Source organism: Streptomyces pratensis (assembly GCF_016804005.1).
Lineage (GTDB): Bacteria > Actinomycetota > Actinomycetes > Streptomycetales > Streptomycetaceae > Streptomyces > Streptomyces pratensis_A.
This window is the reverse complement of sequence record NZ_CP051486.1, coordinates 5,593,845-5,617,106: the sequence shown is the minus strand read 5'-3', so window position 1 is coordinate 5,617,106 and position 23,262 is coordinate 5,593,845. Positions and strand designations below refer to the sequence as shown.

The following is a 23,262-nucleotide window of genomic DNA, read 5'->3' as shown; positions in this document are numbered from 1 at the left end:
GCTTCGCGTGGACCGCCCACCCCCCTACGGCAGTGGGTCCTGCTGCCCCGGAACAGCCAGGCCGCTCCCCGCCCGACCGGCGGGGCGTGCGGCGGGCACCCTTCCGGCGACGGCGTACGCAGGTGTACTCACCACCAGTTCCACTGCCACTGGTACTTACCGGCCTGGTCGACGGCGCCGGGTGCCGCCACACTCACCGTTCCGTCCGCCCAGCCCACGAGTGTCTTCCCGGGAAAGGCCCTGGGGACGATTCCGACCTTAGTGCCCGGAAGCCGTTCCCACAGCTGGCCGGGGTCGGTGGTGTTGCATGTCGAGAGGTACAGGTCGGTGCCGTTGGTGTCGAGGCACGAACCGCTCTGGTAGCCGTTCCGCAGCCAGCCGTCGTCACTCAGGTTCCAGGAGTTGAAGTTGGTGACCTTGCAGGTCACCTGTGTGACAGGCATGGTTCCGGCGATCGCGGTGTTGATGCCGAGACAGGCCTTGGTGTACGGGTTCTGGAGGTTGACCCAGGAGCCGTCGTCCGCGGCGTTCGCGGCCTGCGGGGCGAGCCCCACGGCCAGGCAGGCGGCGGCCGTGGCCAGGGCGCCGAGCCGGACCCGGCCGGCCGTGCGGGAACGGCCGCTCATCCGGTCCACCTGCAGAACCTTCCGGGGCGGAAGCTGGTGGTCGCGTCATTGGCCCAGGAAGGCATGTCGGAGACCTTGTCGCCCGGCGCGATGGAGTACAGGCACCCCTGGAACTTGTCGTCCAGGTAGATGGAGACCCAGTTGTCGGTACGGTTCCAGTAGGACGTCATGCGGTCGTTCATGTAGTCGCCGACATTCGACTGGGGCTCGCTGGAGTAGGCGAAGCGCCCGGTGAACCCTGGGTCCGCCCACAGGCAGAACTCCTGGGCCGGGCAATCGGTGTCGGCGGCCACCGCCGCTCCACCGCCCAGGCCGGTCATGGCGAAGGCCGCACCCAGGGTGAGTGCCGCCGCGGTCAGGGGCCTCAGGCGCACCGTCATCTTCTTCCTCATCGTTGTCACAGTTCCTTTCAGCACCACTGGCCGACGGCGAACGAGGTGACGCGGTCGTTGAGATGGGGGTCGACGGCGTTGTCCGAACCGCCCGGCGGGATCGCGAACAGGCAGCCGCGGTAACCCGAGTCGTAGTAGACCGTGATCCACTGGTCGGTGCGGTTCCAGTAGGACGTCGTACGGTCGTTCATGTAGTCGCCGACGTTCGAGACGTTCTGCGCAGGGCTGGACAGCATCCGGCCCTGATAGCTGGAGTCCTGCCAAAGGCAGAACCAGTCGGGCCGGCATTCGCTGCTGTCGGCAGCGGCCGGTTGCGCTCCGACAGCACCGATGGCGACGGCGGCCAGAGCGGCCGCTCCCGTCGCCGACAGACGTTTCACAAGGTGATGGCCACGCATGGTGGTCTCCTTCCATCGAGCCCGGCTCATGCGGACTCCGAAGCGGTGAGCGGGAACTGGGGCGGACGCCGCGCCGGTGTGCCGGCACGTCGTCACCTCCGCGCTGCCGGTGCGTTCCCCCGGCACCGGCGGAAGCGAGCGGCCCGGGGGCCGCGTACGGGCACCCGAGGAGAGGCGGGCGGCCTGGTCCGGCGCATCGGCAACCCCTCGGAGGCTTCGGGCGAGAGGCCGTGGCCGGCCCCGGACGCCCGGACCCGCTCGTACCTCTCACTGATGCCTGGAGGGTCCTCCCGGCACCACCGGGGCGAGTGCTCGCCCCGGCGTGCACGATGTTTCCGCTGTCAGGGGTTCACCCGGGAGTCCGTTTCGCTGCTCACCACTGCTCACATGTGTTCAGGAGCAGCCGGCAGGGCGGATCCCACGGCTCTGCCGGTCGCCCACGGGTGCGGCCGGCCACCTGCCCGGCCCACCACCGTCAGACGGTGTGGAGGGCGGGTGGGTCAGGCCAGTCCGTCACGGCGGACGCCGACTCCGCGGCCCACAACCGCGCACACACCAGACCCGTCCCCTGCACGAGGTGCCGCCGGTAGGTGCTGAACGGAAGCCCGAGCCGGTGCGCCGCAGTCTCCTGGGTCCGCGCCCGCTCCAGGTAGGTCGTCACCAGAGCCGCGTGGAACTTCAGCTGCCGGGGTTCCTCCTTCAACTCCCCGACCGCCTCGGCGAGCACGGTGCGCAGCAGGTCCACCGGGTCGTTGTCACTCTCCCGGGCCCGGTCCGCCACGAGATGACTGTTGAGCAGGGGATTGTGCTCGAGGACGGAGGGCTGCTGCATGTTCTTCAGCGCGTCCCGCACCGCACCGTCGAAAGCCTCCCTCGGCAGCGTCCGTACGGTGCCGCAGGTGCCGGCCCCGTCGGGGACCGGAGCGTGCAGAGCACCGGGCTGGGTGCGGTCGAACCAGATCTCCAGCGGGGTGGTGCGCCAGTCGCACCCGAAGCCCGTGAAGGTGAGTCCACGGTCCCAGGCCGTCTCCCAGAACTCCCGGTGCCCGAGGTGGTGCATCAGGCCGCGCCACAGCGCGGCGTCCGGCGAGATGATGAAGGACCAGGCCAGCCCCCGGGAGCGGATCCAGTCCCGGCAGATCCGCAGCTGCATGAGGTGCCCCACCGTGGACACCTCGCCGTACGACACCGGGTCGATCATGAAACGCGACATGAGGAGATGCTCGCCGGGACGCATCGGCGCCGTGCGTTCCACGTGCTCCCAGGCCGCCGCCGCGACCGGGTCCACCGCGGTCTCCGGCCCGGGTTCCCTGAGACGCAGCCACGTCATGAACGCGGTCAGCCTGCCGGTCCGCGAACTGCGGTAAGCCCAGAAGGCCTCCGGCTGGTGCTCCAGCCAGAAACGTACGATCTCCGCCGAACGCTCCCCCTCCACCTCCTCGGTCATCCGCACGGCGATCTCGTGTTCGTGCGGTTCGAGCCGGCCCTCATGGGTGTCCCCCTCCCGTTCGACGCGCGCGAAGTAGGGCTCCATGGGGCCGTAACGCTTGAGATAGGTCAGCGCGCGGATGGCCGTCATCGCCTCGTCCTCGGGGGCGGTGCGGGCGCGCTCCAACAGGTAGTGGCCGGCGCTGCGGTGCATCTGCTCGTAGCCCCGCGTGTCCCGCCATCGCAGGTCCCGGTCGACGGTTTCCGCGACCAGCTCGTGCAGGAACAGGCCGTGGCGGCCGTGCTCGGCGTAGGGAAGGCCGCGCAGCCAGGTGAACATCTCGGCGGCGTGCTCCTCACCGACCACCGCACCGAGCAGGCCCTCCGTGGTCGTGAGGGTGTGCGCGGCGGTCTCCAGTGCCAGCCGCTCCTTCTGCGAGGGGAGTTCACCGATGAGAGTGGTGAGCAGCGCGGAGATGACGTCCGGTGTCGGAGACCAGTCCGGCTGGGAGGCCGCCCCGTCGACCGCCACACTCGCGGCCAGGCTCAGTGCGAGCGGATATCCTCCCGCGAACTCCAGGACCGCGTCCCGGACCGTCGGTGCCACGCCGTGCCGCTCGACCAGCGCCGCGGCGGCCTCGGGCTCCAGGGGCCCCAGCGCGACGATCTCCAGAGCATCGCTCCAGGCCAGGTCGAATCTCCAGTCCGTCCCGGGAGGAACACGGCCCGCCACCACGACGACCGTCCGTTCGGGAAGCCCGGGCAGGAACCGCTCACGCAGCCAGCCCTCGAGGCCCTGGCAGTGCTCGAACGCATCGACCAGGAGCACCGCGGGCGGCCCCGAGACCGTTTTCGCCGCCTCCATCTCGAACCCGGCCGGAGAGGGGTCGATCTGCCGCCCGTCGACCTCCACCACCAACCGGTCGGCCAGCTCGGCCTCGTGGGCGAACTGCCGGAGCAGCGCCGACTTGCCCACCCCGCCGGGGCCGTGCACGAAGAGCAGGACGGGAGAACCCGGCCCACCCGCGAGAGCGAGCTTGAACTTCTCCAGCTCCTGGCCACGGCCGACGAACGTCCTGCGTCGCGCCGCGCTCAGGCGCGAGGCCAGATCCCTGCGGATGGTTCCTTCCATGAATCGGAACCTAACACGCGTCAACCGGGCTGCCGGCGGCCGACTTTGGACAGCGGTCGGCCGTGGCGGACGACCAAGCCATGGCATCGGGACACGAACACCATCAGGGGCAACTGCGCCGGAGCAGCCGCCCCCGGCCCGCCCTCCCGTTCAGGCCCTGAAGGCCGATGTGCTCACGGCGTCGCAGCAGGGCCCTCGTTCTTCACTGCCCCGCGCGCCCGGGTCCGCGACACCGCGACCCCCGCCAGGCAGAGCAGCCCGCCCGCGACGGTGAGCAGCGCGGGCACCTCGTCGAGCAGCAGCCACGACATCAGCACCACCAGCGCCGGCACCGCGTACGTCGTCGCGCCCATCCGGCCGGCGGTGGTCCTGGCAAGCGCGTAGGCCCAGGTGGTGAAGGCCAGCGCGGTGGGGAACACCCCGAGGTAGATCATGTTCAGCGTGGCGGAGAGGGGGGCGTCGGCCGCCTCGGAGACCAGTACGCCGGTGAAGGGCAGGCAGGCGACCGTGCCGATCAGGCAGCCGAACGTGGTGATCTGCAACGGGGACCCGTGCCGCAGCGCGGGCTTCTGGATGACCACCCCGCCCGCGTACGACAGCGCGGCCAGCAGGCACAGGAGCACGCCGAGCACCGAGGAACTCCCGTGGCCCGACATGGAGAGACCGACGACGACGGCGCCCGCGAACGAGACCGCCATGCCCGTCAGGAGCCGGCGCGGCAGACCTTCCCCGAGCAGCCTGGCACCCAGCAGGGCCATCAGGATCGGTCCGACGTTGACGATCATGGCCGCCGTGCCCGCGTCGACCTGCTGCTCACCCCAGTTGAGTACGACCATGTACAGGCCGAACCAGAGAAGTCCGGATCCGATGATGCCCGGCCACGCCGCCCGGGAGGGCAGCCCCTCACGGCGCAGGAGCAGGATGGCGCCGAGCGTCAGTGTGCCCGCGAGGAGCCGGCCCAGTGCCAGCGCCCCCGGTGAGTACGCCTCGCCCGCACTGCGGATGGAGACGAATGCCGATGCCCACAGGATGACCGTGGTGCACGCGGCGGCCGGAGCGCGCCAGTCGCGTCCGGAGGTGTCCGGCGCGGCGGTGCGCGCTGTCGGTGTCGTCGTCATGGCACGAAGGTAGGCGGGAAACTCTTCGGCTCCCCACCGAATTGTCATTCCGCGTCAATCGTCGACGGCTCGATGCCCAGGTGTTCCGACAGGGCGCGCAGCCCGGCAGAGGTCGTCCGGACCGCCCGCCCCGTCCCGATCCGTTCGCACCAGCCGGCGTCCAGTGCGTGACGGCACAGGGCCGCACCCGAGGTACCCGCCAGATGCGGCCGCCGCTCGGTCCAGTCCAGGCAGCCGCGCGCCAGGGGCCTGCGGGAGGCGGTGCCGAGGGGGACGCCGAGTGAGCCGAACCATTCCAGGCCCTCCTCGGTCAGCGTGAAACCGGAGTCCTGCCGCAGCAGTCCGCGCTCGGTCATCGCGTCGGTGATGCGGATGCCGAGCCGTCCGGCGAGATGGTCGTAGCAGGTGCGCCCCCGGGCCAGCGCGTGCTGGAGGCTCGCGTCCCGCAGCGAGCGCACGGGTGCCTGCGCGCCGGCATGCGCATGGGCCGCCAGCTCCTCGATCAGCTGGGCGGTACGCCCGTCGGCGAGCCGCACATAGCGGTGACGGCCCTGGCGCTCCTCGGTCAGGAGCCCGCCCACGACCAGTTTGCCGAGATGCTCGCTCGCGGTCGAGGCGGCCACCCCGGCGCCGCGCGCCAGCTCACCCGCGGTCCAGGCCCTGCCGTCGAGCAGGGCCAGACAGAAGGAGGCACGGGTCTCGTCGGCGAGCAGGGCCGCCAGCGCGGCGAGCCGGGGCGCGGCGGGATCGTGCGGTGTCGTACGGGCCATACGTCCAGGATGCGTCAGCCACCGTTCGGCGCGGGCCGAACCGTGCGGGCGGAGACCGTCTGCTCGTACTGCAGCGCCAGGCCGTCCAGCAGCGCGCGCAGCCCGGTCTCGAAGGCTCCCTCGTCGACCTGCTGGCGCCGGTCGGCCAGCAGATGGGCCTGCCCGAGGTGGGGGTAGTCGGCGGGGTCGTACGCCGTCTCGTCGTCGACGAAGCCGCGCGCGAAGGAGCCGAGGGCCGATCCGGTGATGAAGTAGCGCATCAGCGCCCCGATGTACGTCGCCTGGGCGGGCGGCCAGCCGGCCTCGACCATCGCTCCGAAGACCGCGTCGGCGACCCGCAGGCCGGCCGGGCGGCGGCCGGGGCCCTGGGCGAGCACCGGCGCGATGTGCGGGTGTGCGGCGAGCGCCGCGCGGTAGGAGACGGCCCAGTCGTGCAGGGCGGCGGGCCATTCGCGCGGGTCGGACCTCTCGAACATCGACAGGTCGACCTGTGCGGAGACGGCGTCGGCCACCGCGTCGAGGATCTCGTCCTTGTTCCGGAAGTGGTTGTAGAGCGACGGCCCGCTGACCCCCAGCTCCGCGGCGAGACGCCGGGTCGAGACGGCGTCGAGCCCCTCGGCGTCGACGAGCGCGCTCGCCGCCTCGACGATGCGGTCTCTGCTGAGGAGGGGCTTGCGCGGTCGGGCCATGCGGCACATAGTAGGGCCTGCAAGCAGAAAACTAGCAGTGCTAATTAAAAGTGGGGTGTCACAGGATGAACCTGGAGCTGAGCGAGGAGCAGGATGCCGTCCGGCAGCTCGCCGAGGACTTCGTCGCGCGGGAGATCACCCCGCATGTCGTCGAGTGGGACCGCGCCGAGAGTGTCGACAAGTCGATCGTGAAGAAGCTGGGTGCCCTCGGCTTCCTCGGGCTGACGATCCCGGAGGAGTACGGCGGATCCGGCGGGGACCACCTCGCGTACTGCCTGGTGACCGAGGAGCTCGGCCGCGGCGACTCCTCGGTGCGCGGCATCGTGTCCGTCTCGCTCGGCCTGGTCGCGAAGACGATCGCGTCCTGGGGCAGCGAGGAGCAGAAGCGGCTGTGGCTGCCCGGGCTCACCGCGGGCGAGGCCGTCGGCTGCTTCGGCCTCACCGAGCCGGGCACCGGCTCCGACGCGGGGAACCTGACCACCAGGGCCGTGCGGGACGGTGACGACTACGTCATCAGCGGCTCCAAGATGTTCATCACCAACGGCACCTGGGCCGATGTCGTCCTGCTGTTCGCCCGCACCGGTGACACCCCTGGCCACCGGGGCGTCTCCGCCTTCCTCGTGCCGACGGACAGCCCCGGCCTCACCCGGCGCACCGTCCACGGCAAGCTCGGCCTGCGCGGCCAGGCCACGGCCGAGATCGTGCTGGAGGACGTCCGCGTCCCGGCCTCCACCCTCCTGGGTCCCGAGGGCAAGGGCTTCTCCGTCGCCATGTCCGCCCTGGCCAAGGGCAGGATGTCGGTCGCGGCCGGCTGCGTCGGCATCGCGCAGGCCGCCCTGGACGCCGCCGTGCGCTACGCGGGCGAACGCGAACAGTTCGGAAAGTCCATCGCGAGCTACCAGCTCGTCCAGGAGCTCATCAGTGACATCTCCGTGGACGTCGACGCCGCCCGCATGCTGACCTGGCGCGTCGCCGACCTCATCGACCGCGGGCAGGACTTCGCGACCGCCGCGTCCACGGCGAAGCTCTTCGCCTCCGAGGCCGCGGTCCGCGCCGCGAACAACGCCCTGCAGGTGTTCGGCGGTTACGGCTACATCGACGAGTACCCCGTCGGCAAGCTGGTCAGGGACGCCCGAGTGATGACCCTGTACGAGGGCACCAGTCAGATCCAGAAGCTGATCATCGGCCGCGCGCTGACGGGGGTCTCCGCCTTCTGAAACCGCCGGCCGCGACGGAATCGTCCCCGGAGGGAGCGGCACGCGCCCGCCCGGTGGCGCTCTGATAGCGTCCTCGGCCGGATCGGAGGGGGAAGTGTGATCGGACGACAGGCCAAGGTGACCGGGGGAGCGCTCGTGCTGGCGCTCACGGCCGGCGGGCTGATCTGGGGCCTGGGCCTCCGGGACGAGGAATCCCGCGAGGTCCCCGCCGACACCTGCCGGGGAGCTCTGGCGGCCGGGGAGGCCGGGAAGTTCTTCGGTGGTGCCGAGCTGGAATTCCGAGGCCACACCGGACAGTGGGTGGGTCAGGAGACCGAGTACTGCGAGGCGCGGGCCCGGGGAGAGGGGTCCGGGGGTGCGCTCGAGCTGAACATCCGTCCGACCGCGGCCCACCGCACCAGCGGCGCCGCGGAGAATTCCTCGGCGACACCGATCGGGTTCGGCTGGAACGGCTCCTTCGCCGTCTCGGGCAGGGCCGAGGCCGCGGTCCTCGTCGACTGTGCTCCGCTGCCGGGCAACGGTCTTCTCGTCATGGCCGAGGCGCGCCAGGACGTCGAGGAGCTCACCGACGCCCAGATACTCCAAGTGGCCCGGTTCGCCACCGAGTCGGCTCGCCTGGCGGCGGACCGCTTCGGGTGCGAGGGCGCTCCGGGGAAGCGCCCCTCCAAGGTCGACACCTCCCCCTGGCAGAAACGCCCCGCCGCCGGGGCGGAGGGAACCTGCCGAGGCGTCGTCGGCTCCCGTGACGCGGCCAGGCTGGGGCTCACCACGGTGTCGGAGAAGCCGGCCGGACGCGCGCTCACCGAGAACTGCTCCTCGGATCTCCCGGCCGAGGGCCACCACTTCAGCCTGACCGCCTATTACGGGCCCTCCGCGCAGCAGGAGATGTACCTGGACGGCCGCTACCCCGGCAGCGTGAAGGGCGCGCTCATGCGGACCCACGACTGCGAAGGCGCCCTGGGCGCGGCGTACTTCAAGTTCGAGGAGTTCCCGAGGCCGGACAGCGGGAAAGGGGTGCGGAGCACCGTCGACGGTGAGGACGCGCAACGACTGCTGACGGCCTTCGCCACCGCTTCCGGGGCCCGGCACGGGTGCCCCGTCGCCTGACCGCACCGCACCGCACCGCACCGCACCGCTCACCGCATACGGACCGCGGGAGCGGCTCACGGCCGGGAGGAAGGGGCCACGGCCGGCAGGAAGCGGCCACGGCCGTCCGGAGCGGTCCGCGCGACGATGAGTACCGGCTGAGTACGCCGACGGATACCGCAGGCAGGTGCCCGCGCCGGATGCTGTGCGACATGAGTGAGACAACATCGGTCAAGCAGCAGAGCACCGCCGCCTTCTACGGACAGGCCGTCCTCTCCTTCGGGGTGGCGATGGGCGCGGTGGCCCTCGGCATCTTCTTCCTCGACGCCGACGCCTGGGTGCGGGCGTTCCTCGCCATCGGTGTCCTCTATCTCGTCACCTCGTGCTTCACCCTCGCCAAGGTCATCAGGGACCGGCAGGAGGCGGGGCAGATCGTCAGCCGGGTCGACCAGGCCAGGCTGGAGAAGATCCTCGCCGAGCACGATCCCTTCCAGAAGCTCTGACGATCTCACCCCACGAGCGCTCTAAGCGCTTGCTCAGGTTCGCGGTATGGTGTTCGTCCTGCCAGCGGAAAGGGGCACGTGGCGATGAGCACGGCGGAGGACACCGACGGCGAGAACACGCCGTGGAGCGAGGTGACGCCCGAAGCGGCACGGCGACTGCTCGTCGCCGCCGTCGAGGCGTTCGCCGAGCGTGGCTACCACGCGACCACCACCCGTGACATCGCAGGACGGGCCGGGATGAGCCCTGCCGCGCTCTACATCCACTACAAGACGAAGGAAGAGCTGCTCCACAGGATCAGCAGGATCGGTCACGACCGGGCCCTGCGGCTTCTGGAGACGGCGGCCGACAGCGGTGGCACGGCGTCCGACAGGCTCGCCGACGCCGTGCGGTCCTTCGTCCGCTGGCACGCCGAGCGCCACACCACGGCGCGCGTGGTGCAGTACGAACTGGAAGCCCTCGGCGAGGAGCACCGCGCGGAGATCGTCGCCCTGCGCAGGCGGAGCGACGCCGCGGTGCGCCGGATCATCGGCGACGGTGTCCGGGCGGGCGAATTCGACGTCCCGGACGTCCCGGGCACCACGCTCGCCGTGCTGTCCCTCTGTATCGACGTGGCACGCTGGTTCAACGCGCAGGGCAGCCGGACCCCCGAGGAGGTCGGCACCCTCTACGCCGACCTCGTCCTGCGCATGGTGGGCGCCCAGAAGTGAAGTGACGCCGGGCACCCCCGCGGGCCCGGCGCACTCCGCACGGATCGAAAGCCGTGCCACGACTCGGAAGCCCGCGACACGGAAGCGCGCGTGACTCCGATGTGCGCGGCTCAGAAGTAGTAGCGCGACACCGACTCGGCGACGCAGGCCGGCTTGTCGCCGCCCTCGCGCTCGACCGTCACGAGGGCGGTCACCTGCACGCCGCCGCCCGCCTCCTCGACGCTCTTGAGTACGGCGGTGGCGCGCAGCCGCGAGCCCACCGGGACGGTCGAGGGGAAGCGGACCTTGTTGGTCCCGTAGTTGATGCCCATCTTGGCGCCCTCGACCTGAAGGATCTGCGGCACGAGCACCGGCAGCAGCGACAGCGTGAGATAGCCGTGCGCGATCGTCGTCCCGAAGGGGCCGTTCGCGGAGCGCTCCGGGTCCACGTGGATCCACTGGTGGTCGCCCGTGGCCTCGGCGAACTGGTCGATCCTCTTCTGCTCGATCTCCAGCCAGTCGCTGTGACCGAGCTCCTGGCCGACCCCGTCCCTCAGCTCTTGTGCGGACGTGAAGATCTTCGGCTCTGCCATGTTCGTGGTCCCTGCCTTCCGGCTGTCGGTCACCCTCTCCGGGGTGATGTCTAAGCGCTTGCTCAGCATGGTTGGACCGCGCGCCCCTGTCAACGACGGACCGGGCGGGTTTTCGAAGTACCGGGAGCGGCCGGGGTGCGGCCATTAGGGTTCGGGGAGTGCCACAGATCCCGCAGTCATACCAAGAACTCACCGTCGGCCAGCTCTCCGCCCGTAGCGGCGCCGCGGTGTCCGCCCTGCACTTCTACGAGTCCAAGGGCCTGATCAGCAGCCGTCGCACCAGTGGCAACCAGCGCCGCTACGGCAGGGACGCCCTGCGCCGGGTCGCGTTCGTGCGCGCCGCCCAGCGGGTGGGCATTCCGCTCGCCACCATCCGGGACGCGCTCGCCGAGCTGCCGGAGGAGCGCACGCCGAACCACGAGGACTGGGCCAGGCTCTCCCGGGCGTGGCGATCGGAGCTGGACGAGCGGATCAAGCAGCTGGGCCGGCTGCGTGACCACCTCACCGACTGCATCGGCTGCGGCTGTCTCTCGCTGGAGACCTGTGTGCTGTCCAACCCCGACGACGTCTTCGGCGACCGGATGGCCGGTTCCCGGCTGATGCCCGAGCGGGGCGGGGCGAACCGCTCCTGAGCGCGCCCCGGCTCCGGCCGGTACCTCCGTGGCCGTCCGCCTCAGGCGGCCGACGCCGTGAGCCCCCTCGTGCGTGCCCCCCTGGCCCTGGCCAGGGCGCCCGCCGTCAGGACGGGCCGGGGGACCACGATGCCGCACCGCGTGCAGACCGGACCGGACCAGGGCTCACGGTCCAGGTCCTGTCGCCAGACGATCCCGGTCCCCGTGCAGACCGGGCAGGCGGCTCCGGGCTTCCCGCCCAGGGCCGCGATCAGCCGCCCCAGGACCTCCGCGAGGGGCGCGCTGGGGTGGACCCCCGGATCCTCGCAGTGGGCGATCCCGTTGCCGCCCCAGGTCCGGCGGTGCCAGTCGTCGAACGCGCCGGGCCGCCGCAGCCCGTCGTGTTTCTCACGGCGCCGCCGCTCGGCGAAGCCTTCCTCGTACGCGAGCCAGACGGCCCGCGCCTCCTCCAGTTCGTCCAGCGCGCGGATCAGGCGCACCGGTTCGGGGGCCCTGTCCTCGGGCTCTATCCCGTGCCGGGCGCACAGATGATCCCAGGTCGCACGGTGACCGTACGGGGCGAACCGCTCCAGGCATTTGCGCAGCGAGTACCGCCGCAAAGCCAGATCGCCCCGTGGATCGCGGACCTGTCTCGCAAGACTCCGGAAACCGGCCATGGCACTGCCACCTCCGTCGCTCGTACTTCGGCGTCAAGGGATGGACGTACGAGTGCCCGATTCGGCTCCATCCAAGGGCGAAATGCGTCCACGGACTGAGACCGTCCACGTGGGACCCCGCAGGAGCGTGTGGCGATTCGGAAAAAGTGACTGATGTTCATCTTACCGGCGGGGCGTACCGCCAGTAACCTCCGGCGCATCGGCCACCCCGGAGGAGCACGCATGCCCCCACGCACCCGCACGCTCGGAGCCGTCGCAGTCGCGGCCGTTCTCGCTCTCGGTTCGTCCCTGCTCGCCTCGGCGCCCGTCGCCGGAGCGGCGGAACCGGAACCCGTCGCCGTCACCGACCACTGCCACAACCAGTGCGCGGACATCCTGCCGCCCGGTGAGAACGGCAACGCCACGCTCGTCGAGATCCTCGGCAACAAGGCGTTCGGCACCCACCCCGCGCACAGCGACGACCAGCTGGACCGCTACAACGGACTGGTCGCGGGCCATACGGGGCTCACCGACCAGAAGCTGACCGACTTCTTCAACGACGCCTCCTTCGGGGTCGCCGCCGACCAGGTCGAGTCCGTGACGAAGCCGCGCGAGGACGTCACGATCACCCGGGACAAGAAGAGCGGCGTCCCCCACATCAAGGGCACCACCCGCTACGGCACCGAGTTCGGCGCCGGATTCGCCGCCGGACAGGACCGGCTGTGGCTGATGGACCTCTTCCGGCACATCGGGCGCGGTGAGCTGACCTCCTTCGCCGGGGGAGCACTGGCCAACCAGGGCCTGGAGCAGCAGTTCTGGCCGCAGGCCCCGTACACCGAGGCGGATCTCGAGGCCCAGGTCGAATGGATCAGGACCACCGAGGGCGCGCGGGGCGAGCAGGCGATGGCCGACGCGCAGGCCTACATCGACGGGATCAACGCCTACCGGGTGAAGTCGAAGAACGGCCGCTACTTCCCCGGTGAGTACGTCCTCACCGGGAAGATCGACTCGATCACGAACGTCGGTGAGATCCAGCCGTTCAAGCTCACCGACCTGATCTCGATCGCCTCGGTCGTCGGCGGACAGTTCGGCGGGGGAGGCGGCGGCGAGGTCCAGGCCGCGCTCTCGCTGCTCGCCGCCCAGCAGAAGTACGGCGTCGAGGAGGGGACCCGCGTCTGGGAGTCCTTCCGGCAGCGCAACGACCCCGAGGCCGTCCTCACCGTCCACGACGGCACCTCGTTCCCGTACGCAGGCAAACCCGACAAGGCCCGGGGCGCGGCCCTCCCCGACGCGGGCTCCGTCACACCCGAACCCCTGATATACGACCGCACCGGTTCGGCGGGCACCGGCAAGAAGGCGCCGGTCGACGCGCCGGCCGCGCTCAAGCCCCTCCAGGGCATGTACGACGACGGTGTCATACCGGAGGGATCGCTGCCCGGCTCCGGCGACGGCGCCCAGAAGCGGGGCATGTCCAACGCCCTCCTGGTGTCCGGCAAGCACACCGCGAGCGGCAACCCGGTCGCCGTGATGGGACCTCAGACCGGCTACTTCGCGCCGCAGCTGATGATGCTCCAGGAGCTCCAGGGCCCCGGCATCAGCGCCCGTGGCGTCTCCTTCGCCGGGGTCGGGATGTACATCCAGATGGGCCGGGGCCAGGACTACGCGTGGAGCGCCACGTCGGCCGCCCAGGACATCACCGACACGTACGCGGTGGAGCTCTGCGAACCCGACGGTTCCGCGCCCGCCAAGAACTCCACGCACTACCGCGACGACGGCGTCTGCACGGCCATGGAGAAGCTGGAGCGCACCAACTCCTGGAAGCCCACCGTCGCCGACTCCACGGCCAAGGGCTCCTACCGGATGCAGGTGTGGCGCACTGACCACGGCATCGTCACCCACCGCGCCACGGTGGACGGCAAGCCGGTCGCGTACACCTCGCTGCGCTCCACCTACCGGCACGAGGCCGACTCGATCATCGGCTTCCAGATGCTCAACGACCCGGCGGTCGTCACCGACGCCGCCTCCTTCCAGCAGGCGGCGAGCAACATCGACTACGCCTTCAACTGGTTCTACGCCGACTCGCGCACCACGGCCTACTACAACAGCGGGATGAACCCCGTGCGCGCGGCCGGGGTCGACGCCGCGCTGCCGGTCAAGGCCGAGAAGGCGTACGAGTGGCGGGGCTACGACCCGGCGGCCAACACCACCGACTACACCCCCTTCGCCGAGCACCCGCACTCCAGCGGCCAGGACTACTACATCTCCTGGAACAACCGTCAGGCCAAGGACTACTCCACCGCCGCGTTCGGCTTCGGCGCGGTGCACAGGGGCGACCTGCTCGACGACAGGGTGTCCGAACTCGTCGAGGAGGGCGGCGTGACCCGGGCCTCCCTGACCCGTGCCATGGAGGAGGCCGCCCTCACCGACCTCCGCGGTGAGCAGCTGCTGCCCGAGCTCCTGAAGGTGCTGCGCTCCCAGCCGGTCACCGACCCGCAGCTGAACGCGGTGGTCCAGCAGCTGGACTCCTGGCGGGCGGCGGGCGTGCAGCGCAAGGAGACCGGCCCGGGATCGCACGCCTACACGCACGCGGACGCGGTACGGATCATGGACGCGTGGTGGCCGAAGCTGGTCGAGGCGGAGTTCCGTCCCGGGATGGGCGACGCCCTCTACACGGCACTGACCGCGAGCCTGTCCACGGACGAGTCCCCGGCCGCCAGTCACGGGCCGAGCGGGGCGCACAGCGGCTCTGCCTTCCAGTACGGCTGGTGGGGTTTCGCCGACAAGGACCTGCGCCAGGTACTCGGACAGTCCGTCAAGGGGCCGCTGGGGAAGACGTACTGCGGCAACGGCGACCTGAGCGCCTGCCGCTCCGCGCTGCTCAGCACCCTGAAGGACGCGGCGGCCGTACCGGCGGCCGAGGTCTACCCGGGTGACGACAGCTGCAAGGCCGGTGAGCAGTGGTGCACCGACGCGATCATCCACCGCCCGCTGGGCGGGATCTCGCAGAAGTCGATCCACTGGCAGAACCGGCCGACCTACCAGCTGGTCGTCGAGTTCCCCTCGCACCGGTAGCGGCCGGCGCACCGTCACCGAGCCTGTTCCCCGTCCGGGCCGGACGGGGAACAGGCTCGGTGAGGTCCGGGACCTCACCGGTAGAGCAGGTACTCCCGGCGCACACCACGGAAGGCCGCGAGGTCGGCGGCCCAGGCCCCCACCACCTCGTCCGTGTCCGCCCCCGCGTCGATCATCGTGCGGACCCGGGTGTTGCCCGTGAGCTTGTCGATCCAGTTGTCCGCCCGCCACGCGAAGCCGCTCCACGTCCGCTTCGCCGTGACCAGCAGCGCGATGCCGGTGCGTACGGGGTCGAAGGCGTCCCGGTCCTGGACGTGCACCTGCACACCGCCCACCGTCTTGCCCTGGAACTTGGAGAACACCGGCGCGAAGTACGCCTCACGGAAGGCGACCCCGGGCAGCTCCAGGCCGTTGGCGGCAGCCGCCCAGCGGTGGTCGACGCCCTCGGCTCCGAGCAGTTCGAAGGGCCGTGTCGTTCCCCGGCCCTCGGAGAGGTTCGTCCCTTCGAACAGACACGTCCCCGAGTAGACCAGCGCCGTCTCCGGCGTCGGCATGTTGGGGCTCGGCGGCACCCAAGGCAGGCCCGTCTCGTCGAAGAAGTCCCCGCGCCGCCATCCCGACATCTTCACGACGTCCAGGTCCAGCGGCCGGGCCGTCAGGAACTCGGCGTCGAACAGCAGCGCGAGCTCGGCCACCGTCATGCCGTGTGCCTGCGAGATCTCCCTGCGCCCCACGAAGGTCGCGAAGGCCGGATCGAGCACGGGCCCCAGAGCCGCCCTGCCGGTGACAGGGTTGGGCCGGTCCAGGACCACGAGCCGCTTGCCGGCGAGCGCGGCCGCCTCCATGCAGTCGTACAAGGTCCAGATGTACGTGTAGAACCGGGCGCCCGCGTCCTGGATGTCGAAGACCACCGTGTCGACGCCCGACGCGGTGAAGACGTCGGCCAGCGGCTGCCCGCTCTTCAGATACGTGTCGTAGACCGGCAGTCCGGTCGCGGGGTCGTCGTAACGCCCCTCCGAGCCGCCCGCCTGCGCCGTCCCCCGGAAGCCGTGCTCGGGGCCGAAGACGGCGGTCAGGTTCACCCGGTCGTCCGGGTGCATCACATCGACGATGTGCCGTACGTCGGTGGTGATTCCGGTCGGGTTGGTGACGACACCCACCTTCTGCCCGGCCAGCAGCCGGTACCCGTCGGCACGCAGCCGCTCGAAGCCGGTACGGACCCGGGTGCCCCCGGCCCCGTGCCCCCGGCCGGCGGCCATGGCCGCCCCCGGTCCCGCGGCGGTCGTCGCGAGGGCTCCCATCGCACCGCCGACAGCCAGCAATCCACGCCTGGACAGGGTCATCGGGCTACCTCCATGATCGCGTCGACTGTCATGGTCACGCACGCTAGCGCGGGTGCGCGCCGCACGGAACGGCCATGACTGGGCAGATTCCCAGTCCTGCCGCGAACCTCTTCCGCGATCACATACCGACTGGTTAGTCTGCCGGGGAACACGGCTGAGAGAGGCGGAACCGATGAGCACGGTGCAGGGCGCTGGCGTAGTGGTGACGGGAGCCGGAGGCGGCATCGGGGCGGCCCTCGCCCGCAGATTCGCCGCCGAGGGCGCGCGGGTCGTCGTCAACGACCTCGACGGCGACCGGATCAAGGCGCTCGCCGAGGAGATCGGCGGCACCGTCGTGGCCGGCGACGCCTCCGGCATCGTGGAGGCCGCGCGCGACGCGCTCGGCGGCACGGTGGACGTCTACTGCGCCAACGCAGGCCTCGCCTCGGGCGGAGACGCCTTCGCCGAGGAGGACGTGTGGGCCGCGGCCTGGGACGTCAACGTGATGGCGCACGTCCGCGCGGCCAGGGCGCTGCTGCCGGACTGGCTGGAGCGCGGCAGCGGCCGCTTCGTCTCCACCGCGTCGGCCGCGGGCCTCCTGACGATGATCGGAGCCGCCCCGTACAGCGTGACCAAGCACGGCGCCGTCGCCTTCGCCGAGTGGCTGTCGCTGACCTACCGCCACCGGGGCGTCAAGGTCCACACGATCTGCCCCCAGGGCGTGCGCACGGACATGCTCACGGCGGCCGGTTCCGCGGGCGACCTCGTGCTCGCGCCCACCGCGATCGAGCCGGAGGCCGTCGCCGACGCCCTGTTCGAGGCAATGGAGCAGGACCGCTTCCTGGTCCTGCCGCATCCGGAGGTCGCCGGCTACTACCGCGCCCGCGCCAAGGACCCCGACCACTGGATCGGCAACATGAACCACCTGCAGCAGAAGTGGGAGGAGGCCGGCGCATGACCGGGTCGATCTACGCGGCGAAGCCCTGGACCGACCTGCTCAGTGAGGCCCAGCTCGCCCCCGTCCACCCAGCCGAGACCATGGTCCACGCCTTCCGCGCGGCCGTCCGGCGGGCCCCCGAGCACACCGCGCTCGCCTACTTCGACGGTCGCCTCGGCTACCGCGAGACCGACGAGCTGTCCGACTCCGTGGCAGGGCACCTCGCCGCCGAGGGGCTGGAGCGCGGCGACCGGGTCGCGATCATGCTCCAGAACACCCCGCACTTCGTCATCGCGCTGCTCGGTGCCTGGAAGGCCGGTGCGACCGTCGTCCCGCTCAACCCGATGTACAAGTCCGGCGAGGTCGGTCACGTACTGAAGGACGCGGAGGTCACCGCGCTGATCTGCTCGGACCGTGCCTGGGAGTCCTATCTGCGGGCCACCGCCGAGGCGGCCCCGAGCGTGAGGATCGCCGTCACGGCCTGCGAGCTGGACCTCCAGTCGGCCGACGACCCCCGCGTACTCGGCTTCGAGCGGCTCCCCGCGCCCGGAGCCGACGACTGGGCCTCGGATCTGGTGGCCGTGGCCCGCCGCGGCCTCCCCGCCCCCGAGGGCCGGGAACCCACCGCCGCGGACACCGCCCTGATCAGCTACACCTCCGGGACGAGCGGCACCCCCAAGGGGGCCATGAACTCCCAGGGCAACATCATGATCAACGCCGAGCGGCAGCGGGCCGGCCACCCCATCGAAGAGGGCTCGGCCTACTTCGCGCTCGCCCCGCTCTTCCACATCACCGGCATGGTGTGCCAGCTCGCCGCCTGCGTCGCCAACGCCGGCACCCTGGTCCTCGCCTACCGCTTCGAGGCGAGCGTCGTCCTGGAGGCCTTCGCGGAGCACCGACCCGCCTACACCGTGGGCCCTTCCACCGCCTTCATGGCGCTCGCCGCGCACCCGGAGGCCACCCGGGAACACTTCGCCTCGTTCAAGGTCATCTCCTCCGGCGGGGCACCGCTGCCGCCGGCCCTGGTCGAGAAGTTCCGCCAGGGCTTCGGTCCGTACATCCGCAACGGCTACGGACTCACCGAGTGCACCGCGCCCTGCGCATCCGTACCGCCGGAGCACGAGGCGCCGGTCGACCCCGTCTCGGGGACCCTGTCCGTGGGCGTCCCCGGACCGGACACCCAGGTCCGGATCATCGACGAGACGGGGGACGACGTCCCCTTCGGCGAGCAGGGCGAGATCGCCGTACGCGGACCGCAGGTCGTCTCCGGCTACTGGAATCTGCCCGAGGCCACCGAAGCGGCCTTCCCCGACGGGGAGCTGCGCACCGGGGACATCGGTTTCATGGACACGGCGGGCTGGCTCTACGTCGTGGACCGGAAGAAGGACATGATCAACGCCTCCGGGTTCAAAGTCTGGCCCCGGGAGGTGGAAGATGTCCTCTACACCCACCCCGCGGTGCGTGAGGCGGCCGTCGTGGGCGTTCCCGACACCTACCGCGGCGAGACGGTCCGGGCATACGTCAGCCTGCGGCCGGGCGCCGAGACGGAACCGGGTGAGCTGAGCGCGTACTGCAAGGAGCGGCTGGCCGCCTACAAGTACCCGCGCGAAGTGGAGATCCTGGCCGAGCTCCCGAAGACGGCGAGTGGGAAGATCCTCAGGCGGGAACTGCGTTCCCCCCGGTAGAACAGTTACGCGCGGTACGAGAGGGCAGGTGGCGGCAATGGCCAAGGCGACGGACGGGGACGGTGCGCCCGTCCCCCAGAGGCTGCTGGCCGCCGCCACCCGGCTCTTCGCGGAGCGTGGCTACGACCGCACCTCCGTCCAGGAGATCGTCGAGGCGGCGGGAGTCACCAAGGGGGCGCTGTACCACTACTTCGGCTCCAAGGAGGACCTCCTCCAGGAGGTCTACGCCCGGGTGCTGCGGCTCCAGCAGGAACGCCTCGACGCATTCGCGGGGGCCGAGGCGCCGGTCGAGCAGCGGCTGCGCGACGCGGCGGCCGACGTGGTCGTCACGACGATCGAGAATCTCGACGACGCCTCGATCTTCTTCCGCTCCATGCACCACCTGAGCCCGGAGAAGAACAAGCAGGTACGGATCGAACGCCGCCGGTACCACGAGCGCTTCAGGGCCCTCATCGAGGAGGGACAGCGGGCCGGGGTGTTCTCCGTGGCGACCCCGGCCGACCTGGTCGTGGACTACCACTTCGGCTCGGTCCACCACCTGTCCACCTGGTACAGCCCCGAAGGCCCGCTCAGCCAGCAGGAGGTCGCGGACCATCTGGCCGACCTGCTGCTGAGGGCCCTGCGCCCCTGACGGCCTCCCCGGTCACCCGCCGGTTCAGGCGACGTGAGGGCAGAGGACCAGCAGGCAGCTCCGGATCCGGACGTCGTCGATGACCGGGCCGCCGGGGCCGGGGCTGGTGCTGGCGAACGTGAGGGTGACGGAGTTCTTCAGCGGGCTGGTGAAGACGGCGGTCTGCCGGACGTAGCCCATGTTCCGGAAACCACGGCCGGTGACGTCGAAGCTGAACGTCTTCACGGGGACGCCGTCGACCCTGAGTTCGCCCGTCTTCAGGGCGGGAGCCCACGCCGGGTTGCCTGCCAGCTCGAAGCTGACGACGTACGAGATCAGCGGGTGTGTCGGTATCTGCTGCGAGACGCTGCCGGACGTAGTGCCGTTGAGGTCCAGCGACTGGCTGCCCTCGGCCGCGTCCCACAGTCGGTCGGAGGACACGTCGACGCTGTGACCCCCGACCGCCCAGGGGCCCGCGGTCTGCCCGCCCGGGTGGGTGGTGAAGGGGGCCGGAGGCGGGACGACCGGCGTCTCGAAACCGTCGGCGAACTCCGTGCCGGGGGTGTGCGTCGTCGTGTCGTGCCCATGGGCCGAGGCCGTGGTGGAGGCGGCGGTCAGCAGGAGGGCCGCGGCGGACAGGGCGGCGGTGGACAGGCGGAGCGGGCGCATGGAGAGCCTCTCGGTTGACACGACGCCGGGGGCGGGGCTCCCCGACGGGAACCCACTCGGAGTGTGTTGGCCCCCGGCACACCTCGCCAAGAGGTCCGGACGCGGCGCGCGAGGCGCGCTGAGCAGGCGGAACGCCTGACACGAGCGCCCCCGGCGTGTGACCGGGCACCGTGTGCTCCGGCACACGCGGAGGCCGGCTCCGCAAGGCGGGCCCCTGTGGTGAGGAGGGGGCGCCTCCGGGTCCGGAGTCCTGGTCCTCCCTCCCGTCCGTCCGGTGAGCGAACACGCATGTCCGGATTGCACTCTTGACGGTGCTCGGTCATCTACCCGAGCATCGGGGGCGCGCTGCCAGCCCCACAGCTCCAGGCCCAGGACCGTGCACGTTCCTGGTGATCCCCCGCACGTTCCGTCAGTCCCCGAACGGAATCCGGAGCCCCCTGATGAGACCTGTCCGACGCAGACTCCTGCCCGCCGCCGTGCTCGCCGTCGCCGCCCTGCTGGCGACCGCCGCCCCCGCCGTCCAGGCCGCGCCCGTCGCCGTCGCCGCGGCCCCCGACATCCCGCTCGCCGACGTCAAGGCTCACCTCACCCAGTTCCAGTCGATCGCCACCGCCAACGGCGGCAACCGGGCCCACGGCAGGCCCGGTTACAAGGCATCCATCGACTACGTGAAGGCCAAGCTGGACGCGGCCGGATACACCACCGCGCTCCAGCAGTTCACCTCCGGCGGTGCCACCGGGTACAACCTGATCGCCGACTGGCCGGGCGGTGACGCGAACCAGGTCCTCATGGCGGGCTCCCACCTCGACTCGGTGGCCTCCGGCGCGGGCATCAACGACAACGGCTCCGGATCGGCCGCCGTGCTGGAGACGGCCCTCGCGGTCTCCCGGGCGCAGCTCGCCCCGGACAAGCACCTGCGCTTCGCCTGGTGGGGGGCCGAGGAGCTGGGTCTCGTCGGCTCGAAGTACTACGTCAACAACCTGGCCACGGCCGAGCGTTCGAAGATCGCGGGCTACCTCAACTTCGACATGATCGGCTCGCCCAACGCCGGTTACTTCGTCTACGACGACGACCCGGTCATCGAGCAGACCTTCAAGGACTACTTCGCGGGCCTGTCGGTGCCCACGGAGATAGAGACCGAGGGCGACGGCCGCTCCGACCACGCCCCCTTCAAGAGCGCCGGCGTGCCCGTCGGAGGCCTGTTCACCGGGGCGAGCAACACCAAGTCCAGTGCCCAGGCGCAGAAGTGGGGCGGAACGGCGGGCCAGGCCTTCGACCGCTGCTACCACTCGTCGTGCGACACGACGACGAACATCAACGACACGGCCCTGGACCGCAACAGCGACGCGGTGGCCCACGCGATATGGACCCTGTCCGCCGGGACGGTCACCCCGCCCACCGGGACGGTCTTCAGCAACGCCGCCAACGTCAACGTGCCCGACAACGGTGCCGCGGTGACCTCGTCGGTCGCGGTCACCGGCCGTACGGGCAACGCCCCGTCCGCACTCAAGGTGGGGGTCGACATCAAGCACACCTACCGCGGTGACCTCGTCGTCGACCTGCTCGCGCCCGACGGGACCGCGTACCGGCTGAAGAACTCCAGCAGCAGCGACTCGGCCGACAACGTGATCGCGACGTACACCGTCAACGCGTCCGCCGAGGCGGCCAACGGCACCTGGAAGCTCCAGGTCCGGGACGTCGCCGCACAGGACACCGGCTACATCGACAGCTGGCAGCTCACCTTCTGACCCGCCGGGGAGGCGCGGCCCGCCCGCGCCTCCCCGCACCGGACTCGCCCCGGGACCGCTCCGGGTCTTCCGGGCTCGTTCCCGGCCCTCCGGGCTCAGAGGTACTTCTTGATCTCCCGCCGCGCCAGCGAACGCTGGTGCACCTCGTCCGGTCCGTCCGCCAGCCTCAGCGTCCGTGCGGACGCCCAGAGTTCGGCCAGCGGGAAGTCCTGGCTCACGCCGCCGGCTCCGTACAGCTGGACCGCCTGGTCGAGGATCCCGACGACCGCGCGCGGGGTGGCGATCTTGATCGACTGGATCTCGGTGTGCGCCCCGCGGTTGCCGACCGTGTCCATCAGCCAGGCGGTCTTCAGCACCAGCAGGCGCAACTGCTCCACCGTCACCCGGGCGTCCGCGATCCAGTTCTGGACGACACCCTGCTGCGCCAGCGGCCTGCCGAAGGCCGTACGGGCCACGGCACGCCTGCACATCAGCTCGATCGCGCGCTCCGCCATCCCGATCAGCCGCATGCAGTGGTGGATCCGGCCCGGACCCAGCCGCGCCTGCGCGATGGCGAAGCCGCCCCCCTCCTCGCCGATCAGATTGGCGGCGGGCACCCGCACGTCGGTGAAGACGACCTCGGCGTGGCCGCCGTGGGAGTGGTCCTCGTAGCCGTACACCTGCATCGCGCGGCGCACCTCGAGCCCGGGGGTGTCACGCGGTACGAGGATCATGGACTGCTGGCGGCGGATGTCCTCGCCGTCCGGATCCGTCTTGCCCATGACGATGAAGATCGCGCAGTCCGGGTTCATCGCACCGGAGATGTACCACTTGCGCCCGTTGATGACGTAGGAGTCGCCGTCCCTCTCGATCCGGGTCTCGATGTTCGTCGCGTCCGAGGAGGCCACCTCTGGCTCCGTCATCGCGAAGGCCGAGCGGATCTCCCCGGCGAGCAGCGGCTCCAGCCACTGCTTCTTCTGCTCGTCCGACCCGAACTGGGAGAGCACCTCCATGTTCCCGGTGTCCGGAGCCGCGCAGTTCAGCGCGGTCGGGGCCAGGTGCGGGCTGCGGCCGGTGATCTCGGCCAGCGGGGCGTACTGGAGGTTCGTCAGCCCGGCCCCGTACTCGGCGTCGGGGAGGAAGACGTTCCACAGGCCCTGCCTGCGCGCCTCCGCCTTGAGGTCCTCCACGATCTGCGGGGTGTCCCAGGGGGAGGCCAGCCGCGCGCGCTGCTCCTCGGCGACCTCCTCGGCGGGGTAGACGTGCTCGTCCATGAACGTGAGCAGTCCGGTGCGCAGCTCTTCGGTACGGGCGTCGAATGCGAAGTCCACGGG

22 protein-coding genes are annotated in these 23,262 nt (G+C 70.9%); 10 read left to right on the top strand and 12 right to left on the bottom strand.

Going from position 1 to position 23,262, the window contains the following annotated elements; all coding sequences use genetic code 11:
• Positions 1-128: 128 nt before the first annotated feature.
• The 7 genes from HED23_RS23050 to HED23_RS23020 form a co-directional block, all read right to left on the bottom strand.
• Complete coding sequence (locus HED23_RS23050) at positions 129-626, bottom strand: ricin-type beta-trefoil lectin domain protein (protein WP_203185283.1); 498 nt, start codon at positions 624-626, stop codon at positions 129-131.
• Entirely contained in the window at positions 623-1,018 is a 396-nt protein-coding gene (locus HED23_RS23045; protein WP_203185282.1) for a peptidase inhibitor family I36 protein, read from the bottom strand. Before HED23_RS23045 ends, HED23_RS23050 begins: the two co-directional genes overlap by 4 nt.
• A 17-nt stretch (positions 1,019-1,035) precedes the next feature.
• Positions 1,036-1,416: a peptidase inhibitor family I36 protein gene (locus tag HED23_RS23040; RefSeq protein WP_203185281.1), complete on the bottom strand. Its 381-nt coding sequence runs from the start codon at positions 1,414-1,416 to the stop codon at positions 1,036-1,038.
• A 475-nt stretch (positions 1,417-1,891) separates the two neighbouring features.
• Positions 1,892-3,976, bottom strand: a complete 2,085-nt coding sequence (locus HED23_RS23035) for an ATP-binding protein (protein WP_203185280.1) — start codon at positions 3,974-3,976, stop codon at positions 1,892-1,894.
• Between the two features lie 173 nt (positions 3,977-4,149).
• A complete protein-coding gene (locus HED23_RS23030; RefSeq protein ID WP_203185279.1) occupies positions 4,150-5,094 on the bottom strand; it encodes a DMT family transporter in 945 nt (314 codons plus the stop codon).
• 44 nt (positions 5,095-5,138) lie between these two features.
• Positions 5,139-5,864 (bottom strand): ArsR/SmtB family transcription factor, encoded by a 726-nt coding sequence (locus HED23_RS23025; protein WP_203185278.1) that lies wholly within the window; start codon positions 5,862-5,864, stop codon positions 5,139-5,141.
• Positions 5,865-5,878: 14 nt separating this feature from the next.
• Positions 5,879-6,553: a TetR/AcrR family transcriptional regulator gene (locus tag HED23_RS23020; RefSeq protein WP_203185277.1), complete on the bottom strand. Its 675-nt coding sequence runs from the start codon at positions 6,551-6,553 to the stop codon at positions 5,879-5,881.
• Between the two features lie 65 nt (positions 6,554-6,618).
• Here HED23_RS23020 and HED23_RS23015 point away from each other — a divergent pair, with 65 nt between their 5' ends.
• From HED23_RS23015 to HED23_RS23000, 4 genes are all read left to right on the top strand, one after another.
• Complete coding sequence (locus tag HED23_RS23015) at positions 6,619-7,770, top strand: acyl-CoA dehydrogenase family protein (protein WP_203185276.1); 1,152 nt, start codon at positions 6,619-6,621, stop codon at positions 7,768-7,770.
• 96 nt (positions 7,771-7,866) lie between these two features.
• Positions 7,867-8,877 (top strand): hypothetical protein, encoded by a 1,011-nt coding sequence (locus HED23_RS23010; protein ID WP_203185275.1) that lies wholly within the window; start codon positions 7,867-7,869, stop codon positions 8,875-8,877.
• 191 nt (positions 8,878-9,068) lie between these two features.
• Positions 9,069-9,359, top strand: a complete 291-nt coding sequence (locus tag HED23_RS23005) for a YiaA/YiaB family inner membrane protein (protein ID WP_031099588.1) — start codon at positions 9,069-9,071, stop codon at positions 9,357-9,359.
• 84 nt (positions 9,360-9,443) lie between these two features.
• Positions 9,444-10,067 carry a TetR/AcrR family transcriptional regulator gene (locus HED23_RS23000; RefSeq protein WP_203185274.1) on the top strand — a complete coding sequence of 208 codons (624 nt, stop codon included), beginning with the start codon at positions 9,444-9,446 and terminating at the stop codon, positions 10,065-10,067.
• Positions 10,068-10,177: 110 nt separating this feature from the next.
• On the opposite strand, the gene HED23_RS22995 is transcribed toward HED23_RS23000, so the two are convergent.
• Positions 10,178-10,639, bottom strand: a complete 462-nt coding sequence (locus HED23_RS22995; RefSeq protein WP_203185273.1) for a MaoC family dehydratase — start codon at positions 10,637-10,639, stop codon at positions 10,178-10,180.
• 158 nt (positions 10,640-10,797) lie between these two features.
• On the opposite strand from HED23_RS22995, the gene soxR reads away from it, so the two are divergent.
• On the top strand, positions 10,798-11,271 hold the full coding sequence (gene soxR, locus HED23_RS22990) for a redox-sensitive transcriptional activator SoxR (protein WP_203185272.1): 474 nt from the start codon (positions 10,798-10,800) through the stop codon (positions 11,269-11,271).
• Positions 11,272-11,312: 41 nt separating this feature from the next.
• Here soxR and HED23_RS22985 read toward each other — a convergent pair whose 3' ends face one another.
• Positions 11,313-11,927, bottom strand: coding sequence for a hypothetical protein (locus HED23_RS22985; RefSeq protein WP_203185271.1), 615 nt, complete (start codon positions 11,925-11,927; stop codon positions 11,313-11,315).
• Between the two features lie 222 nt (positions 11,928-12,149).
• Here HED23_RS22985 and HED23_RS22980 point away from each other — a divergent pair, with 222 nt between their 5' ends.
• Positions 12,150-14,978, top strand: a complete 2,829-nt coding sequence (locus HED23_RS22980) for a penicillin acylase family protein (RefSeq protein WP_203185270.1) — start codon at positions 12,150-12,152, stop codon at positions 14,976-14,978.
• A 74-nt stretch (positions 14,979-15,052) separates the two neighbouring features.
• Here the strand turns inward: HED23_RS22980 and HED23_RS22975 are convergent, their stop codons facing one another.
• Positions 15,053-16,321 (bottom strand): exo-beta-N-acetylmuramidase NamZ domain-containing protein, encoded by a 1,269-nt coding sequence (locus tag HED23_RS22975; RefSeq protein ID WP_203185269.1) that lies wholly within the window; start codon positions 16,319-16,321, stop codon positions 15,053-15,055.
• A 172-nt stretch (positions 16,322-16,493) separates the two neighbouring features.
• Here HED23_RS22975 and HED23_RS22970 point away from each other — a divergent pair, with 172 nt between their 5' ends.
• From HED23_RS22970 to HED23_RS22960, 3 genes are read left to right on the top strand one after another with little or no spacing between them, the layout of a single operon-like run.
• Positions 16,494-17,258, top strand: a complete 765-nt coding sequence (locus tag HED23_RS22970; protein ID WP_203185268.1) for an SDR family oxidoreductase — start codon at positions 16,494-16,496, stop codon at positions 17,256-17,258.
• The gene (locus HED23_RS22965) at positions 17,255-18,922 is read left to right on the top strand and encodes an AMP-binding protein (RefSeq protein WP_203185267.1); all 1,668 of its coding nucleotides are present in this window, start codon (positions 17,255-17,257) and stop codon (positions 18,920-18,922) included. The genes HED23_RS22970 and HED23_RS22965 overlap by 4 nt, the downstream gene beginning before the upstream one ends.
• 37 nt (positions 18,923-18,959) lie before the next feature.
• Complete coding sequence (locus HED23_RS22960) at positions 18,960-19,553, top strand: TetR/AcrR family transcriptional regulator (protein ID WP_203185266.1); 594 nt, start codon at positions 18,960-18,962, stop codon at positions 19,551-19,553.
• 24 nt (positions 19,554-19,577) lie between these two features.
• On the opposite strand, the gene HED23_RS22955 is transcribed toward HED23_RS22960, so the two are convergent.
• Positions 19,578-20,201, bottom strand: a complete 624-nt coding sequence (locus tag HED23_RS22955; protein WP_203185265.1) for a DUF642 domain-containing protein — start codon at positions 20,199-20,201, stop codon at positions 19,578-19,580.
• A gap of 440 nt (positions 20,202-20,641) precedes the next feature.
• Between HED23_RS22955 and HED23_RS22950 the strand changes: the two genes are divergently transcribed.
• Positions 20,642-21,949 carry a M28 family metallopeptidase gene (locus tag HED23_RS22950; RefSeq protein ID WP_203185264.1) on the top strand — a complete coding sequence of 436 codons (1,308 nt, stop codon included), beginning with the start codon at positions 20,642-20,644 and terminating at the stop codon, positions 21,947-21,949.
• Between the two features lie 95 nt (positions 21,950-22,044).
• Here the strand turns inward: HED23_RS22950 and HED23_RS22945 are convergent, their stop codons facing one another.
• Positions 22,045-23,259, bottom strand: coding sequence for an acyl-CoA dehydrogenase family protein (locus HED23_RS22945; RefSeq protein ID WP_203185263.1), 1,215 nt, complete (start codon positions 23,257-23,259; stop codon positions 22,045-22,047).
• Between the last annotated feature and the right edge of the window lie 3 nt (positions 23,260-23,262).

Coding starts and splice junctions, on each gene's coding strand:
- HED23_RS23050 (WP_203185283.1), bottom strand. CDS start 626: ATGAGCGGCCGTTCCCGCACGGCCGGCCGGGTCCGGCTCGGCGCCCTG.
- HED23_RS23045 (WP_203185282.1), bottom strand. CDS start 1,018: ATGAGGAAGAAGATGACGGTGCGCCTGAGGCCCCTGACCGCGGCGGCA.
- HED23_RS23040 (WP_203185281.1), bottom strand. CDS start 1,416: ATGCGTGGCCATCACCTTGTGAAACGTCTGTCGGCGACGGGAGCGGCC.
- HED23_RS23035 (WP_203185280.1), bottom strand. CDS start 3,976: ATGGAAGGAACCATCCGCAGGGATCTGGCCTCGCGCCTGAGCGCGGCG.
- HED23_RS23030 (WP_203185279.1), bottom strand. CDS start 5,094: ATGACGACGACACCGACAGCGCGCACCGCCGCGCCGGACACCTCCGGA.
- HED23_RS23025 (WP_203185278.1), bottom strand. CDS start 5,864: ATGGCCCGTACGACACCGCACGATCCCGCCGCGCCCCGGCTCGCCGCG.
- HED23_RS23020 (WP_203185277.1), bottom strand. CDS start 6,553: ATGGCCCGACCGCGCAAGCCCCTCCTCAGCAGAGACCGCATCGTCGAG.
- HED23_RS23015 (WP_203185276.1), top strand. CDS start 6,619: ATGAACCTGGAGCTGAGCGAGGAGCAGGATGCCGTCCGGCAGCTCGCC.
- HED23_RS23005 (WP_031099588.1), top strand. CDS start 9,069: ATGAGTGAGACAACATCGGTCAAGCAGCAGAGCACCGCCGCCTTCTAC.
- HED23_RS23000 (WP_203185274.1), top strand. CDS start 9,444: ATGAGCACGGCGGAGGACACCGACGGCGAGAACACGCCGTGGAGCGAG.
- HED23_RS22995 (WP_203185273.1), bottom strand. CDS start 10,639: ATGGCAGAGCCGAAGATCTTCACGTCCGCACAAGAGCTGAGGGACGGG.
- HED23_RS22985 (WP_203185271.1), bottom strand. CDS start 11,927: ATGGCCGGTTTCCGGAGTCTTGCGAGACAGGTCCGCGATCCACGGGGC.
- HED23_RS22980 (WP_203185270.1), top strand. CDS start 12,150: ATGCCCCCACGCACCCGCACGCTCGGAGCCGTCGCAGTCGCGGCCGTT.
- HED23_RS22975 (WP_203185269.1), bottom strand. CDS start 16,321: ATGACCCTGTCCAGGCGTGGATTGCTGGCTGTCGGCGGTGCGATGGGA.
- HED23_RS22970 (WP_203185268.1), top strand. CDS start 16,494: ATGAGCACGGTGCAGGGCGCTGGCGTAGTGGTGACGGGAGCCGGAGGC.
- HED23_RS22965 (WP_203185267.1), top strand. CDS start 17,255: ATGACCGGGTCGATCTACGCGGCGAAGCCCTGGACCGACCTGCTCAGT.
- HED23_RS22960 (WP_203185266.1), top strand. CDS start 18,960: ATGGCCAAGGCGACGGACGGGGACGGTGCGCCCGTCCCCCAGAGGCTG.
- HED23_RS22955 (WP_203185265.1), bottom strand. CDS start 20,201: ATGCGCCCGCTCCGCCTGTCCACCGCCGCCCTGTCCGCCGCGGCCCTC.
- HED23_RS22950 (WP_203185264.1), top strand. CDS start 20,642: ATGAGACCTGTCCGACGCAGACTCCTGCCCGCCGCCGTGCTCGCCGTC.